14 protein-coding genes and 1 riboswitch are annotated in these 15,557 nt (G+C 57.4%); of the genes, 7 read left to right on the top strand and 7 right to left on the bottom strand.

The window, feature by feature from the left end; all coding sequences use genetic code 11:
- The first annotated feature begins 135 nt into the window (after window positions 1-135).
- Together mrdA and Electrica_RS12620 are read left to right on the top strand one after the other, a co-directional pair.
- Window positions 136-2,058, top strand: coding sequence for a penicillin-binding protein 2 (gene mrdA, locus Electrica_RS12625; protein WP_167686235.1), 1,923 nt, complete (start codon window positions 136-138; stop codon window positions 2,056-2,058).
- A 166-nt stretch (window positions 2,059-2,224) separates the two neighbouring features.
- Window positions 2,225-2,965, top strand: coding sequence for a glutamine amidotransferase (locus Electrica_RS12620; protein ID WP_100684229.1), 741 nt, complete (start codon window positions 2,225-2,227; stop codon window positions 2,963-2,965).
- 163 nt (window positions 2,966-3,128) lie between these two features.
- On the opposite strand, the gene Electrica_RS12615 is transcribed toward Electrica_RS12620, so the two are convergent.
- From Electrica_RS12615 to Electrica_RS12590, 6 genes are all read right to left on the bottom strand, one after another.
- Complete coding sequence (locus Electrica_RS12615; protein WP_167686234.1) at window positions 3,129-4,610, bottom strand: pyridoxal phosphate-dependent decarboxylase family protein; 1,482 nt, start codon at window positions 4,608-4,610, stop codon at window positions 3,129-3,131.
- Window positions 4,611-4,619: 9 nt separating this feature from the next.
- Window positions 4,620-6,005, bottom strand: coding sequence for a diaminobutyrate--2-oxoglutarate transaminase (locus Electrica_RS12610; RefSeq protein ID WP_131049083.1), 1,386 nt, complete (start codon window positions 6,003-6,005; stop codon window positions 4,620-4,622).
- Window positions 6,006-6,311: 306 nt separating this feature from the next.
- The gene (locus tag Electrica_RS12605) at window positions 6,312-7,247 is read right to left on the bottom strand and encodes an ABC transporter substrate-binding protein (protein WP_141964611.1); all 936 of its coding nucleotides are present in this window, start codon (window positions 7,245-7,247) and stop codon (window positions 6,312-6,314) included.
- Between the two features lie 9 nt (window positions 7,248-7,256).
- The gene (locus tag Electrica_RS12600) at window positions 7,257-7,997 is read right to left on the bottom strand and encodes an ABC transporter permease (protein WP_131049085.1); all 741 of its coding nucleotides are present in this window, start codon (window positions 7,995-7,997) and stop codon (window positions 7,257-7,259) included.
- On the bottom strand, window positions 7,994-8,722 hold the full coding sequence (locus Electrica_RS12595) for an ABC transporter ATP-binding protein (protein ID WP_160703375.1): 729 nt from the start codon (window positions 8,720-8,722) through the stop codon (window positions 7,994-7,996). The genes Electrica_RS12600 and Electrica_RS12595 overlap by 4 nt, the downstream gene beginning before the upstream one ends.
- Complete coding sequence (locus tag Electrica_RS12590) at window positions 8,719-9,411, bottom strand: TenA family protein (protein ID WP_141964609.1); 693 nt, start codon at window positions 9,409-9,411, stop codon at window positions 8,719-8,721. The genes Electrica_RS12595 and Electrica_RS12590 overlap by 4 nt, the downstream gene beginning before the upstream one ends.
- A 65-nt stretch (window positions 9,412-9,476) precedes the next feature.
- Window positions 9,477-9,578: riboswitch (TPP riboswitch) on the bottom strand.
- A gap of 384 nt (window positions 9,579-9,962) precedes the next feature.
- On the opposite strand from Electrica_RS12590, the gene Electrica_RS12585 reads away from it, so the two are divergent.
- The 5 genes from Electrica_RS12585 (at window position 9,963) to Electrica_RS12565 (ending at window position 14,109) form a co-directional block, all read left to right on the top strand.
- Window positions 9,963-11,204, top strand: a complete 1,242-nt coding sequence (locus Electrica_RS12585) for a sensor domain-containing diguanylate cyclase (RefSeq protein ID WP_131049086.1) — start codon at window positions 9,963-9,965, stop codon at window positions 11,202-11,204.
- Window positions 11,205-11,323: 119 nt separating this feature from the next.
- Window positions 11,324-11,740, top strand: coding sequence for a hypothetical protein (locus Electrica_RS12580; protein ID WP_141964608.1), 417 nt, complete (start codon window positions 11,324-11,326; stop codon window positions 11,738-11,740).
- Window positions 11,741-11,745: 5 nt separating this feature from the next.
- Window positions 11,746-12,300 (top strand): RNA polymerase sigma factor, encoded by a 555-nt coding sequence (locus Electrica_RS12575; RefSeq protein ID WP_141964607.1) that lies wholly within the window; start codon window positions 11,746-11,748, stop codon window positions 12,298-12,300.
- Between the two features lie 205 nt (window positions 12,301-12,505).
- On the top strand, window positions 12,506-12,778 hold the full coding sequence (gene hipB / locus Electrica_RS12570; protein ID WP_141964606.1) for a type II toxin-antitoxin system antitoxin HipB: 273 nt from the start codon (window positions 12,506-12,508) through the stop codon (window positions 12,776-12,778).
- Window positions 12,778-14,109 carry a type II toxin-antitoxin system HipA family toxin gene (locus Electrica_RS12565; RefSeq protein ID WP_141964605.1) on the top strand — a complete coding sequence of 444 codons (1,332 nt, stop codon included), beginning with the start codon at window positions 12,778-12,780 and terminating at the stop codon, window positions 14,107-14,109. The genes hipB and Electrica_RS12565 overlap by 1 nt, the downstream gene beginning before the upstream one ends.
- Here the strand turns inward: Electrica_RS12565 and Electrica_RS12560 are convergent.
- The gene (locus tag Electrica_RS12560; protein WP_320416073.1) at window positions 14,042-15,409 is read right to left on the bottom strand and encodes a glycoside hydrolase family 10 protein; all 1,368 of its coding nucleotides are present in this window, start codon (window positions 15,407-15,409) and stop codon (window positions 14,042-14,044) included. The two genes, Electrica_RS12565 and Electrica_RS12560, sit on opposite strands and share 68 nt — an antisense overlap.
- Window positions 15,410-15,557: the final 148 nt, after the last annotated feature.

Genomic DNA, 15,557 nt, shown 5'->3' with positions numbered 1-15,557 from the left:
CAGGCATCTAACATGCTGAAACATTTCTGCTAAATCATTAGCAACCTTTCTGTAGGGTTGGCGCGTCGATAACGCTATTCTGCCCCGCTTTTTATTTTTTTCGCTTTTTATGCAAACTCAAGTGAATTGCCGCTAATGACCCTATTGAGAGATGAAATTCGCGATCACTCAGCGGAAGAGATGCTGTTTATTCGTCGTGCCGCGATCGCGTTTCTACTGGTGGTGGTCTGCTTTGGCGTGCTGGTTTTTAACCTCTATCGTTTACAGGTTGAGCAGCACGATTTCTATCAGACCCGATCGAATCAGAATGACATTAAAATGCTGCCTATCGCGCCAAGTCGTGGGCTTATTTTCGATCGCAACGGTATCCCGCTGGTACAGAACATCACCCTGTACCGCCTGCAGGTGATCCCGAGCAAAATTACCGATATGACCGCGTTGCTGAACGCGTTGACGCCGATCGTCGATTTGACCCCCGATGATATCGCCAGCTTCCGCGACGATATGCATCACAACAGTCGTTACAAGCAGGTGACGCTGAAGTCGGCCCTGAGCGATGTTGAAGTGGCGCGGTTTGCGGTGAACGAGTTTCGTTTTCCTGGCGTCACCGTGGAGAACTACCAGCAGCGTGACTACCCCTATGGCGCCCAGCTGGCGCACGTGGTCGGCTATGTGTCGAAAATCAACGATAGCGATCTGCAACGACTGGCTAAAAACGGCGAGTCGGAGAACTATGCCGCGGACCATAATATCGGCAAGCAGGGTATCGAAGGCTATTACGAAAAAGAGCTGCACGGTATTACCGGTTATCAGGAGGTGGAAGTCGATAACCACGGGCGCGTGGTGCGTCTGCTCAAAGAGGTGCCGCCGGTCGCCGGGAAGAATATCTACCTGACGCTGGATCTGCATTTACAGCAGTATATTGAAGGGGTACTGAAGGGGCAGCGGGCGGCGGTGGTGGTGGTTGATCCGCGCGATGGCGGCGTGCTGGCGATGGTCTCCAGTCCTAGCTATGACCCGAATCCCTTCGTGAAGGGAATTGGCTATAAGGCCTACCGTTCTCTGCTTGATAATCCGGACCGCCCGCTGATTAACCGCGTGACCCAGGGGCTCTATCCGCCGGCATCGACGGTAAAACCCTATATGGCGCTGTCGGCGCTTTCCGCTGGCGTGATTACGCCCACCACCACCTTTTTCGGCGCGCCGACCTGGACGCTGCCCGGTACCCAGCGCCGCTACCGCGACTGGCTGAAAACCGGCCACGGGATGTTGAATGTGACCAAGGCGATTGAGGAGTCGGCGGACACCTTCTTCTATCAGGTGGCCTTTGAAATGGGCATTGACCGCATTCACAGCTGGCTGAGCAAGTTTGGCTACGGGCAGTTGACGGGGATTGATTTGAATGAAGAGTATGCCGGAGTGTTGCCGAGCCGCGAGTGGAAGCAGAAGGTGCACAAAAAACCGTGGTATCAGGGGGATACGATTTCGGTCGGCATCGGCCAGGGCTACTGGATCGCCACACCGGTCCAGATGGTCAAGGCCCTGACGACGCTTATCAACAACGGCAAGGTAAAAAATCCTCATCTGCTCTATTCCATGAAGCGCGGCAATAAAGTTGAACGCTATCAGCCGCCGGATAATACGCCGCAGGTGGGCGACCCGAAATCGCCGTACTGGGGTATCGTGCGCAACGGGATGTACGGTATGGCTAATTTGCCAAACGGCACCGGTTATAAACTGTTCCATACCGCGCCGTATCAGATTGCCGCAAAATCCGGTACCTCGCAGGTCTTCAGCCTGAAAGAGAATCAGACCTACAATGCGAAGATGATCCCGGTCAGATTACGCGACCATATTTTCTATACCTTGTTTGCCCCGTATCAGCATCCAAAGGTGGCGATGGCGCTGATTCTGGAAAACGGCGGCGGCGATGGCGTTGTCGCCGGGCCGACGGCGCGTGCTATTCTTGACCACATCTTTGATCCAGCCAACGCCCCGGATGTGGCGCAAGGGGCTGAAACCGGCGTTCCGCAGATAGACAGCGCCGACGCGCAGTAGTGGCGAGTCGTGGCGGAGAGTATCGCCCGGCGCGGGCATGGCTTCACCTTGCCGGCGCCGCGCTTATTCCCGCACGGCGGTCATTCATAGAGATTGGTTATTTGTCGAAACAGCCGCTTTTCTCCATAGTGAAAGAACTGAGGAAAGCATCGAAGGGTAACGGGGTATGGCGTTGAGAAACAAACTTCTTATTGTGCAGACCGGGGCGCCGCCGGCGGAAATTGAGGCTGAACAAGGCGATCTTCCACTGTGGTTTGGTCGGCTGCTTGCGCCCTGGCAGCGGCAGATAGCTACCGTGCGTGTCTATGCGGGGGAAGCGCTGCCGGCTCCGGATAGTCAGACCGTGGCGGTGTTGACCGGCTCATGGGCGATGGTCACCGATCGGCTGGCGTGGAGCGAGAAAACCGCGGCATGGATCCGTTCAGCGATGGCGGTGGAGATGCCATTATTTGGCATCTGCTATGGTCATCAGCTGATGGCCGATGCGCTGGGCGGCGAGGTGGCATATCATCCGGCAGGGCGCGAAACGGGATGCAAGGCGATTACGCTTTCCGCCGCCGGACGAACGGACCCGCTGTTAAGCGACCGTCCGGCACATTTCCCTGCGCACCTCAGCCATCTGCAAACGGTCGTCAGGCTGCCGCCGGAGGCGACGGTGCTGGGCGCTTCTGAGCACGATCCCCACCAGATAGTGCGCTATGCCCGCCATGCGTTGTCAACGCAGTTCCATCCGGAATTTACCCCTGAGATTGCGCGTTCATTAATCCGCTATCGCGACGACGTGCTGCGGACAGAGGGGATCGACCCGCAGCAACTGCTGGATAAGGTGGAGCCGTGTCCCGTTGCCGCAGGAATATTAACCCGCTTCGTGGCCAACTATCTGGAGCCGGATATCTCGCATCCGTAATACGCCGCTGACCGCGCGCCCATGCTTAGGTGACAGTGTCACTTGTTTCAGGCGGCAAACCGACGTAAAAAAGCCGATAAGGTGAGTTATCGGCTGTTATCAGGCAAGTTTCCCGGCGGGGATTATTGAGCGGGGCGGCCTGTTACTGCCGCCCCGCTTGATGTTACTTCGCCAGCAGTTCCTGCGCGGTGCGTTCCACCAGATTCAGCAGCACCTTCACGTCCTCAAGCGTCACGATCGGGTTCAGCAGCGTCAGCTTCAGGCAGGTCATGCCGTTGTGCTCGGTCACGCCGACGTTGGCTCGCCCGGAGTCGAGCAGCGCATCCCCGACACGTTGGTTGAGCAGGGCGATAGCGGCATCATCGCTGCCGGCCATCTGCGCCGGGCGAGAGCGGAACAGCACGCTCGCCAGCTGCGGCTGCATGACCAGCTCCAGCGTTGGCTGAGATTTAACATACTCCGCCACGTTTTTCGCCATGGTGACGCCGTGATCGATGATCTCTGCGTACTGCTTCTGCCCCAGCGCTTCCAGACCCATCCACAGCTTCAGCGCATCGAAGCGACGGGTGGTCTGCAGCGATTTGGCGACCAGATTCGGCACGCCGTGTTCTTCATCGAACTCGGAGTTCAGATAGGCCGCCTGATAGCGCATCAGCTCGTAGTGGCGCGCATCTTTTAACAGGAACGCGCCGCAGCTGATGGTCTGGAAGAACTGCTTGTGGAAGTCCAGGGTAATGGAGTCCACGCACTCAATGCCGTCCAGATAGTCGCGGTACTGCTCAGAGAGCAGCAACGCGCCGCCCCATGCCGCATCCACGTGCAGCCAGATCTGATGTTCCGCCGCCACGCCAGCGATAGCACGCAGCGGGTCGATAGCCCCCGCGTCGGTGGTACCAGCGGTGGCGACGATCGCCATAATCTGCTCGCCGTTTGCCTGCGCATCGGCAATTTTCGCTTTCAGGTCAGCCACGTCCATCCGCGCAAATTCGTCGCTTTTCACCGGCGTTACGGCGCGGTAGCCGAGACCCATCAGCGCCATGTTCTTCTGCACCGAGAAGTGGGCGTTTTCAGAGCACAGCACTTTATACTGACGCACGTCACCCGGCAGACCGTCCTGCTGGATGGAGTGCCCCCGACGAGCGAAGAAGGCATCGCGCGCCAGCATCAGCCCCATCAGGTTGCTTTGGGTACCGCCGCTGGTGAAGACGCCAGCGTCGCCGGCCGGGTAGCCGACCTGCGCGCGCAGCCATTCGATCAGCTTCATCTCGATGATAGTCGCCGACGGGCTTTGGTCCCAGGAGTCCATGCTCTGGTTGGTGGCGTTAATCAGCACTTCCGCCGCCTGGCTTACCACCAGGCTCGGACAATGCAGATGCGCCACGCACTGCGGGTGATGCACCGACAGGCTGTCTTTCAGGAAGTACTCGATAGCCCGTTCAATCGCCGCCTGGTTACCCAGACCCTGCTCGGTGAACTCAAGAGTAATGCGCTCGCGCAGTTCGCTGACGCTCTTACCCTGATACATCTCAGGCTGCTGCAGCCATTGCGCGACGGCCTGGCTGGTCTGGGCGATCGCCTGCTGATAAGCCTCAATACTTTGCGGCGAACCAGCAAGAATCGGATTCAATTTGGACATTGCGGTCACTCGCTCCACTCAGACCGGTTGCACACCGGCGGCCAGCATGGCCTGTTCAAATTTGTCGAGGAAAATTTCCAGCTCGGCGTTGCTGATCAGCAGCGACGGCAGCAGGCGCAGGACGCAGCCGCCACGGCCGCCGCGTTCGAGGATCAGGCCCGCTTCGAAACATTTCTTCTGCAGCAGGGCGGACAGCGCGCCGTCAGCCGGGTAGCAGCCCATATGATCCTGCTCGCCGTTCGGGTTGACTATCTCGATACCGATCATCAGACCCAGACCGCGAATGTGACCCATGACCGGGAAGCGTTTCTGCATGTCGGCCAGTTTGCCTTTCAGCCACTCGCCCTGGGCGGCCACTTTGTCAGCAATGCCGTTATCTTTCAGATGACGCAGAGTGGTCAACCCGGTGGCCATTGCCAGCTGGTTACCGCGGAAGGTACCGGTATGGTGACCCGGTTCCCAGGCGTCAAACTGCTTTTTGATACCCAGTACGGCCAGCGGCAGACCGCCGCCTACAGCTTTCGACATCACGATGATGTCCGGCTCAATACCGGCGTGTTCGAAGGCAAACAGTTTACCGGTACGGGCAAAGCCAGCCTGAACTTCGTCGATGATCAGCAGAATGCCGTGTTCCTGAGTCACTTTGCGGATGCGCTGCAGCCACTCGACCGGAGCCGGGTTCACGCCGCCTTCGCCCTGAACGGCTTCGAGAATCACCGCCGCCGGTTTACGCACGCCGCTTTCCACATCGTTGATCAGGTTTTCGAAGTAGTAAGTCAGCGCTTTCACGCCCGCTTCGCCGCCGATACCCAGCGGGCAGCGGTACTGATGCGGATACGGCATAAACTGTACTTCCGGCATCATGCCGTTGACCGCTTCTTTCGGCGACAGGTTGCCGGTCACCGACAGCGCGCCGTGGGTCATCCCGTGGTAGCCGCCGGAGAAGCTGATGACCGAAGAACGGCCGGTGTATTTTTTCGCCAGTTTCAGGGCCGCTTCCACGGCGTCAGCGCCGGACGGGCCGGTGAACTGCAGGCAGTATTCTTTACCTTCACCCGGTAACAGGGAGAGCAGGTATTCGGAGAAGCGATCTTTTAACGGGGTAGTCAGATCGAGCGTATGTAACGGCAAGCCGCTGGTAATGACACTTTGGATGCTTTGCAGCACATCAGGGTGGTTATGGCCAAGAGCGAGGGTACCAGCACCGGCAAGGCAATCCAGATACTGTTTGTTATCCGCATCGGTTAACCACACGCCTTCCGCTTTTGTGATAGCCAGCGGCAGCTTGCGCGGGTAACTCCTGACGTTCGATTCGAATTCAGCCTGACGGGCCAAAAAGGTTTCGTTGTTAGCGTCCAATAAATCTGCACTTAAAGTATCAATACGGACTTTATCCGTCATCATATCACTCCCACAACCAGCGTTACGGTTGAACTCTGGTTGAATAATTGGTTTAAGAAAATGAATCGCCATTCATAAAGCGCGCACAATATATGGCTTTTTAAATCGTCATTCAATGTTTTATTTATTGAGGTATTTTTACGTTATTTTTACACCGCAAAAATCAATGCTAATGCATTGATTTTAATGGATTATACAAAGTGTTATAAAACCATTAAAAGTGTAATTCTTAGTGAGGGAAAGCGCCGGGGTTTATTACCGCTTCGCTAAATGAGCTGACGGAAATTCTTCCGTCAGCAGTAAGGTTACTCAATCCAGTTCGACCGCATATTGCGTTAAAGGTGTGATTTTTTTAACCAACTTGTTGTTATATAAAAACTGTTCATAAGCCTCGTAGCGGGCCTTATCCAGCGCCGCAGGCCTGGCGGCAAACAGGGGGGCCGTCTGCTGCCAGGCCTGCTTGTTCAGTTCGCTATTCAGCTCCGGATGGGCGGCGGCAAACGCCTGCCAGGTTTCCTGCGGATGTGCGCGCAGATAGGCGACACCTTCCTGCAGCGCGGCGAGGAATTTTTTGATTTTGGCCGCATGAATTTCATCGCGCCGCGCGACAATCACCAGCTCATCGTAGGCCGGCACGCCGAAATCTTCGACGTTCATCACCTGCGGGTCTTTACCCTGCAGTTTAAGCTCCAGCGCTTCAATATTACGATAGCCGCCAATCACCGCATCAACCTGACCGGCCAGCAGGGCGCTGGTCAGCTGGAAATTGACGTTAATCAGCTTGATGCTTTGCGGATCGATATGGGCATGTTGCGCCATCGTCGCCAGCGTAGCCTGCTCGATACCGCTGACCGAGTAGCCGACTTTTTTCCCTTTTAGGTCGGCGGGGGTTTTGATGCGTTTATCCAGGGCGATCACCGTGTTCAACGGCGAGTTAATCAATGTACCGACCCGCACCAGCGGTAGCCCCTCATCAGCAAAAAAGTGCACCTGCGGCTGATAGGTGATAGCCAGATCCGCCTGGCCGGCGGCCACCAGACGCGGCGGCAGGGCCGGGTCAGACGGCGGTACTATCTTAACGTCCAGCCCTTGCGCTTTAAAGGCACCAATCTGTTCCGCCACCATAATCGGCGCGTGGTCCGGGTTAATGTACCAGTCCAGCACCAGGGTCAGCTTTTCGTTGGCCATCGCCTGTCCGCTGATAAACGCGGTTAATGCGACAGCGGTGAAAACGGGTTTACGCATGATTATTCCTTATTCCGGCGTCCAGTTGATCAGCCGGTGTAACAGAGCATCCACTGCCAGCCATAGCACAATGGTCAGCAGCACTAAAATAAACAACGCCGCAAAGCAGACATCGGTTTGCATGCGCGCATTGGCATTGAGCATCACATAGCCCAGTCCTTCGGCGGACCCGACCCATTCGCCGATGATCGCGCCGATTGGCGCGACGGCAGCGGCCATGCGCAGACCGGAGCCCAGCGCCGGCAGGGCGGCCATCAGGCGGACATGGCGGAGCTGCGCCCCTGAGGAGGCGCCCATTGTTCGAGCCAGATCGAGGTAGTCGTGATTAACCCGCCGCAGACCGTCAAAAAATGCCGACGTCACGGGGAAGAAAATCACCAGAACCGCCATCATCACTTTGGCGCTCATCCCGAAGCCAAACCACAGCACCAGCAGCGGGGCGAGGGCGAAGACCGGAATCGCCTGACTGGTCAGCACCAGCGGCATCAGCCAGCGCTGTAAGCGCGGCGATATCATCATGCACAGGGCCAATACCACCCCGAGCAGCACCCCGAGCGCCAGACCACTGAGGATCTCGCTCAAGGTAACCAGCGCGTGCCAGCCCAGCCAGCTGCGGTTGTCCCACAGGGCGACAGCCACCGCCGATGGAGACGGCAGCAGGAACGCCGGGATGCCGCTGCGACTGAGCAGCCACCAGAACACCAGCAGGCCGCAGAACACCACGCCGCCGCGACAGAGTTTCCCTCTCATCTGTTGGCCCTCATCAACTGTTGCAGCAGCTCTGCCTGGCCCAGCAACAGCGCCGGATCGTCAGGCGCCCGCGGCGGTATCCCCGCCAGGTGATGGGAATCATCGATGCCGCCGGGCGGCGGCGCGAGCACCAGCAGGCGATGGCTGAGCCGGCAGGCTTCCATCGGGTCGTGGGTAATCAACACCACGGTACGCTGAGTCAGCAGTTCCGCCGCCAGCGTCTGGATACGCGTGCGGGTAAGGGTGTCCAGCGCCGAAAAAGGCTCATCCATTAACACGATCGGCCGATCTTCATACAGCGTGCGCGCCAGCGCCGCCCGCTGACGCATGCCGCCGGAGAGCGAGGCCGGACGATCGTTGGCGCAGTGGCTGAGCCCCACCTGCTCCAATAAGGTTGCGACCCGCTGGCGATCGACGCGCTCCCCGCGCAGGCGGGCGCCAAGCGCAACGTTGTCGCGCACGCTCAGCCACGGATAGAGCAGATCTTTTTGCCCCATCCAGGCCAGACGAGGGCCCAGCGGCCGCCCGTCGCTGGCCTGAACCTGACCGTGGGTGGGGGCGGCCAGTCCGGCGATAATTCGCAGCAGACTGGTTTTTCCGGCGCCGCTGGCGCCCAGCAGCGAAACCCACTGTCCAGCGGGAATATCGAACGACAGCTTGTCAAAAATGACCCGCGAGCCGAAGCGCAGGCTTAATTCCCGCACGGCAATGGTCGGAGCCATCACCGGCCAACCGCCGCGGCATTCAGCCCCATCTGCCAGAAGTTGGCTTCCAGACGGGTGGCGGTGGTGAAGATGACGCTCAGCTCTGCGAGGCGCGACTCGCCGCCGCGCTGCTGCCAGACGCTTTCCAGCAGGCCGATGGCCGCGGTGACGCCGTCGAGATAGCCCGCATCGCCGTAGTTACGGATCCAGGAAGCATAGGGGTTGTCGGTGAGTCGGGTGGCCGGGTCGTGGAGCAATCCAAGGCCGATTTCCGCATAGCCAGCCACGCAGGGCATCAGCGCCGCCAGCAGATCGAGCGCATCGCCGGCATGACCGATATCCAGCACGTAGCGGGTGTAGTTCACCGTTTCCGGCGCTTCGCTTTCGGCGGCCATTGTGGCTTCATCCAGCCCCCAGCTCGCGCAATAGCCGACGTGCAGCGGCAGTTCGCCAAGGATCGCGTTCATTGAGGCGGCCGCGGCGCGCATCTCCGGGAGCGTGCGCAGTTTGCTGACCAACAGGGCATAGCACCGGGCAAAGTGGATCAGGAACAGGTAGTCCTGCGTCAGATAGCGTCGGAAAGCGCGTTCGGGCAGGGTTCCCTCGGCAAGCTGGCGGAGAAAGGGATGGGCGACGTACTGTTCCCAGTCGCATCCCGCCTGCTGGCGCAGACGACCATAAATACCCTGGGTAAAGATCGGCAGAATCACAGGACCTCCTGATAGCGGGGAGATCCGGGTGTGCGGAAGTATGAACAGGCAATGGCGGTAAACTGGCAAAATTGCCGACCCGTCCCTTCGCTGGCATGACCCAGATCAGGTTCAAAGGGTTCGGCTTACGCCATCTCAGCCCTCACGGGACACCCCTCGGTTGCGCCATGTTATACGGCATTCACTTTTTGATTACAATCCCGGCCGCGGGTGATTTTGCGCCGGTTTATGTGACACTGTCACGTTTTATGGTGCTTAAATGCTCAACGGCGGCTGGCTTTCGATGCGTTTTTAGCTGGCTGTTTGTGCGAAATTAAGCCTATCGGCAAATCACTCAGCAACGGCGGGCACCATGCCGGGCCCGGCTTCTGTCATCGACAGCGCCGTTTTGCTTTCCCGATATCCTTCCCGTAAGCAAAAAGGAACTATACTTCCGGCGTCTGCATCTCGGTTCTGAACTTTCGACATCATTTCATTAGCTTACGCCGTTGGACTATATTGACGATAAGCGCGTCGTTCAGGGACGTGATGCCTGCTTGCTGGAGGGCTGCATGTTATTAAAAGAGTTAATGATTTTTGATTTACTCACTACGCCTGTCTGGGTGGTTCATCCTTTCAAAGAAGCCGTCGTCTATTGTAATCAGGCCTCCAGAACTCTTAGCGGAGAGATGTCGCTGGATGACATGCGCAAAGGCCCGCTCTCCACCTGTCCAGAGCGCAGCCTGCAGAATTATCTGTACTACTTCAAAAACATTGCTGAAGTATTCGAAGTATGGACCATTCAAACGACGGAGGGTCCGCGTCCGGTTTATTGTAAAACCACCCTGATTAAATCAGCAGAATATGACACTTTAATTCTTTTCGAAGCCGTCAAAATCCTGCAGCAAAATGACGCGGTTAAGGCGCACCCCGCACATCATTACAAACGGCGCAGTAATCGTTTCTTCGCGCGATTTTTTATGACCAGTTCCGCCCCGATGCTGCTTATCGACCCTGAACAGGACGGCCGAATTGTTGATGCCAATATCGCCGCGCTGCGGTTTTATAACTACACCGCCGATGAGATGCGCACCCGCCATACCTGGCAAATCAATATCCTGGGAAAGGACGTGCTTCCCGTTATGCACGGCGTGGCAAGCTTGCCCGGTGGCCACAAGCCGCTTAACTTTACCCATATTCTGTCCGATGGCTCTATCCGCTATGTTCAGACTTATGCCGGGCCGGTGGTGCTGAATCATACCCGGTTGATGCTGTGTATTATTCATGACGTTACGGAAGAGGTGCATCTGAAGGCAGAACTTGAATTTGCGGCCACTCACGATCCTTTAACCGGATTACTCAATCGACGTGAGTTTTATCGCATTGTGGATTCCTCGTTATCTCACGCTGAAGGTTTTTGTCTGCTGCTGGTTGATGTCGATAATTTTAAAGCGATTAATGATAACTACGGACATCAAAAAGGCGATGAGGTGCTGCAGGCGATTTCCCGAATACTTGAGTCCACCGCCAAAATTGAGGACAAAATCTATCGCTGGGGCGGAGAGGAGTTTTTATTATTTCTCCCCGGAGCGTCAATCGCGCCGGCGCTGGCGATGGCGGAAGCGATTCGCCACGCGGTCAGCTGTTACCATACCCCTGAGTATACCGGTACGGTGACGGTCAGCATTGGCGTCGCTGAACATCAAGAGGGGGAAGAGATCAATCAGCTGTTTAATCGCGTCGATAAAGCGCTGTATGCGGCGAAGAAAGAAGGGCGCAATCAAGTGAAGCTGTATCTGGTCGAAAAATATTAAAAATCGGGAGCAAGACTGGTCTGCCGAACATCTTTTTTATTTTTTTAGCAATATTTCCGCAGCTCATTCGTCTACCTCAGCACAAGGTTACTTTTCACTACGTTAATGAGGTCATACTGATGAGAGGTTTTGGAATGCACGGATATGAGCGCGATCGCCGCTTCGGTCATCATCGCATGGCTAAGCCGCTGATTATCGGCGTGGTACTGATCGCAATTCTTGGGCTGCTGGTGATGTCGCTGTGGAATGCGCTGCTGCCGGCCATTCTTGGCGTCAAGAGCATTGGTTTCTGGCAGGCGTTAGGTCTCCTGGCGCTGTCGCGTATTCTGTTTGGCGGTCTGGGCTTGCATCCCGGTATGTTCGGGATGCGGCGCCGGATGCACGAACGCTGGATGAAGATGAGCCCGGAACAGCGCGAAGAGTTTGTTCAGCGCTTCCACCATCGCAACCCGCGTGGGCACTGCGGCTGGCGTGAACGCCGGGAGGAAAAAGCCCCGCCGCAGAACGATGCGGTCAAAACGACGCCAGACGAGTGAGTCAGATGAAAACAGGGGGCGCCGGGGAGTCGCTGTTGCTATCGGCAATCAACGCCTGTCGCTCACGGCTGAGCGCGTTTATTCGCGGCCGGACGCCGGTACGCGACGATGCGGATGATATCCTGCAGGAAGTCACCTGTCAGCTGATGACCGTGGAACAGCCGGTGGAGAACGTGGCGGCATGGCTGTTTCGCGCGGCGCGCAACGAGATGACCGACCGGGCGCGCAAAAAACGCGAGCTGCCCTTAGCGGGCTATGTGAACCCGGATGACTTTCTGCCGGAGGATGAGCTTGCAGAGACGCTGTTTGGCGTACCGCAGACGCCGGAAGAAGAGTATCTGAAAGCGTTGCTGTGGGAGGCGTTGAATCAGGCACTGTCCGAACTGCCGGCCGCCCAGCGCGAGGTCTTTGAGAAGACCGAACTGCAGGGATACAGCTATAAGGCGCTGGCTGAAGAGTGCGGTGCCAGCGAGCAGGCGCTGCTCTCGCGCAAACATAAAGCCGTGCTCTATCTTCGTACCCGTTTGCGAACCTTCTACGATGAGCTGGTCGGCGGCTGAGTCCGCCGCCCGGCCCACGCTTTCCCCTTGCGCTGCGCGCCTGACAAAAGCCTGAATACCACCAAAATATCCCCACTGGGGGATATTTTTATATTTATCCCCTAGTGGGGATATTAAGGGGAGTGGTGCGGAACCGCTCCGGTTGACATTATCCCCGGTAGGGTATAAATAGTGCTTTATCCGCAGAAGAGGATAAGGAGACACGATGAGCCCTTCACCAACGATATACAGCCCGGTTCAGCTGGCAAACTATCTCAAGCTGGTACGCCAGAAAAACCAGTGGACGCAGAGCGACCTCGCGCAGCGAATGGGGATTAAACAGGCCACCGTCTCTAACTTTGAAAATCATCCCGAGAAAACGACGTTAACCACGGTGTTTAAAATTTTACAGTCGCTGGAACTGTCGATGGCGATTTGCGAAAAAAATGCGCCGGATAGCGGCAATAACCGTGATAACCCACAGGATCTGGACTGGTAATGGCCACTCTCGTGACATGGATGAACAATGAGCGGGTCGGCGAGCTTATCAAGCAGGCCAACGGCGCGCATCTTTTCCGCTATGAAGAGGCGTGGATGCGCAATCCTCGCGCCAGGCCGCTCTCACTGTCGCTCCCGCTGCAGTACGGTAACATTACCGATGAGGCGGTGTTTAATTACTTTGACAATCTGCTGCCAGACAGTCCGCGGGTACGGGACCGCATTGTTAAGCGCTATCGGGCGCGTTCAAAGCAGCCGTTTGATCTGCTGGCCGAGATCGGCCGGGACAGCGTCGGCGCGGTGACATTACTCCCGCCAGGAGAAAATGCGCCCCGGGGAGCGCTAAGCTGGGAGCCGCTGGATAACCACGCCCTGGACGCGCTGCTGACGGCCTACCGGTCGGATATACCGCTCGGGATGGTCAACGAACATGATGATTTCAGGATCTCGGTGGCCGGGGCCCAGGAGAAAACCGCGCTGCTGAAAATCGGCGAGCAGTGGTGTATCCCGACGGGTACCACGCCGACCACCCACATCATTAAGCTGCCCATTGGCGAAATCAAACAGCCGGATGCGGTGCTGGATCTCAGCGAAAGCGTCGATAACGAATATTTGTGTTTAGCTCTGGCTCGCGCGCTGGGTTTTGCCGTTCCGCAGGCCAGTATTATTCAGACCGCCAGCACCAGGGCGCTGGCGGTTGAACGTTTCGATCGCCGCTGGGCGCAGGAGAAGACGGTGCTGCTGCGTTTGCCGCAGGAAGACCTGTGTCAGGCCTTCGGCATTCCGTCATCGGTTAAGTATGAGTCCGACGGCGGGCCGGGCATTCGGGCAATTATGGCTTTTCTGGTTGGCTCCAGCGAGGCACTCGAGGATCGCTATAACTTTATGAAGTTTATGGTGTTTCAGTGGCTGATTGGCGCAACCGATGGCCACGCGAAAAACTTCTCGATTTACCTCCAGCCGGGCGGCAGCTACCGCTTAACCCCGTTCTACGACATTATCTCCGCGTTTCCGCTGCTTGGCGGGAAGGGGCTGCACCTGAGCGATCTCAAGCTGTCAATGAGTCTGAAGGCCAGTAAAGGACGTAAAACGGAGATCCAGACGCTCTATCCGCGTCACTTTCTCGCCACGGCTAAAGAGGTCGGGTTTGCCCGGCAGCAGATGCTGGAGATTCTGCGCTATTTTGTCGATAACGTTCCCCGCGCGGTTGAGGCGGTAAAGGGGACTTTACCGCCTGACTTTTCACAACCGATGTATGAGGCGATCACCGATCGCTTACTGTGGGTCCATTCACGCTTGCAGAACGCAATGGCGGCGTCGCCGGCGGGCTGAGTGCAGGCCCGGCGTAACTTCCCCAGCGGCTTTTCAGGTAGTTCACCGCCTGCTGGGTCTGCGGCTGGTTGAGATAGTTTTCCCGGAACAGGATAGTCCCCTGGATTTGCGGCATCGACTCGTTCAAATCCAGCTGTTTCTTCAGCTCCGGCACGCCGCCGTTGACCATCCAGTCGGGCTCATTCTTCGACGGTTCGCCAATTTTATACAGCGCCACGCCGATATACAGCCGGGTGCCGGTCGGTTTCACCACGTCGGCCCACCATTTCGCCAGCACATCATAGCGGGCCGCATCACGGGCAAAGGGCCAGTACAGCTGGGGGGCGATGTAGTCGAGCAGACCCTGCTGAACCCAGCTGCGGGTATCGGCGTAAGACTCATCATACGCCGCCGCGCCGCGGGTATCAGAGCCCGCCGGATCGTGGGAGCGGTTACGCCAGACGCCCGCCGGACTGACGCCAAACTCCACATCGGGATTGAGCTGCTTGATGGTGCGTGATACCTGGGCTATCAGCTGCTGGGTATTGTGTCGCCGCCAGTCCGCTTTGGAAGCATATCCCTGCCCGTACTGCTGGTAGGTCTGCGAGTCGTTCAGCGCCGAACCCGGCGACTCGGTGTAGAAGTAATCGTCAAACTGCACGCCGTCAACCGGGTAGTGTTCCACCACTTCGGCAACGATGCTGGTTATCCAGTCGCGCACTTGCGGAATCCCCGGGTCGAGAACAAAGCGGTCGCCGGCGGTACGAATCCAGTCGCGATGCAGCACGAAGACGCTGGAGGGGACTTGCGACAGCGTCCCGTTGAGTTCGCTGACGGTTTTGGGCCGGGTGTTCACGGAGACGCGATAGGGGTTAAACCAGGCATGGACCCGCATACCGCGTTTGTGGGCTTCATCGAGCATAAACTGCAGCGGGTCGTAGCCCGGATCCTGGCCGATGTGGCCGGTCAGCATATCGGACCACGGCAAAATTTTTGACGGCCATAGCGCGGTGCCATCCGGTTTGACCTGAAAGAAGACGGTATTGATACCGAGGCTTTGCAGCTTATCCAGTTTATCGGTCAACGCTTTCTGCTGCTGGCGGATACGCAGCGCAGGGTCGCCAGTCGTCACCGAGGCGACCGGCGGCCAGTCAAGACGAGATACCGTTGTCAGCCAGACGCCGCGTACCGGCTCATGGGTTTTGGGGGCATGGGGCTGTTTCTGCGCTGGGGGGAACGGAGTCACCAGAGAGCCGGGCGGTTTGCCGGAACAGCTCACCAACAGCAGCGCGGCAGCCACAGCCGCGGCGGACAGAGTCACTTTAGAGAAAACAGGGACGCTACGAGAGCAGAAAATCATATTCGTCATCGTTATAGGTCGTTGCGTTGAAGAGGCATTTTCCTACGATTCGAATTCAAGTCAATCAGTGTGTGTATTCTCCCGCTGTTTCCTGGGCAGAGTGGGCCCC

The organism is Klebsiella electrica, assembly GCF_006711645.1.
GTDB classification, from domain to species: Bacteria; Pseudomonadota; Gammaproteobacteria; order Enterobacterales; family Enterobacteriaceae; genus Klebsiella; species Klebsiella electrica.
Note: the sequence above shows the minus strand (reverse complement) of the source record. Positions and strands in the feature narration are given on the sequence as shown.

What these genes read in the sequence shown, in the direction of transcription:
- mrdA (WP_167686235.1), top strand. Translation starts at nt 136, where the DNA reads ATGACCCTATTGAGAGATGAAATTCGCGATCACTCAGCGGAAGAGATG.
- Electrica_RS12620 (WP_100684229.1), top strand. Translation starts at nt 2,225, where the DNA reads ATGGCGTTGAGAAACAAACTTCTTATTGTGCAGACCGGGGCGCCGCCG.
- Electrica_RS12610 (WP_131049083.1), bottom strand. Translation starts at nt 6,005, where the DNA reads ATGATGACGGATAAAGTCCGTATTGATACTTTAAGTGCAGATTTATTG.
- Electrica_RS12605 (WP_141964611.1), bottom strand. Translation starts at nt 7,247, where the DNA reads ATGCGTAAACCCGTTTTCACCGCTGTCGCATTAACCGCGTTTATCAGC.
- Electrica_RS12600 (WP_131049085.1), bottom strand. Translation starts at nt 7,997, where the DNA reads ATGAGAGGGAAACTCTGTCGCGGCGGCGTGGTGTTCTGCGGCCTGCTG.
- Electrica_RS12585 (WP_131049086.1), top strand. Translation starts at nt 9,963, where the DNA reads ATGTTATTAAAAGAGTTAATGATTTTTGATTTACTCACTACGCCTGTC.
- Electrica_RS12580 (WP_141964608.1), top strand. Translation starts at nt 11,324, where the DNA reads ATGAGAGGTTTTGGAATGCACGGATATGAGCGCGATCGCCGCTTCGGT.
- Electrica_RS12575 (WP_141964607.1), top strand. Translation starts at nt 11,746, where the DNA reads ATGAAAACAGGGGGCGCCGGGGAGTCGCTGTTGCTATCGGCAATCAAC.
- hipB (WP_141964606.1), top strand. Translation starts at nt 12,506, where the DNA reads ATGAGCCCTTCACCAACGATATACAGCCCGGTTCAGCTGGCAAACTAT.
- Electrica_RS12565 (WP_141964605.1), top strand. Translation starts at nt 12,778, where the DNA reads ATGGCCACTCTCGTGACATGGATGAACAATGAGCGGGTCGGCGAGCTT.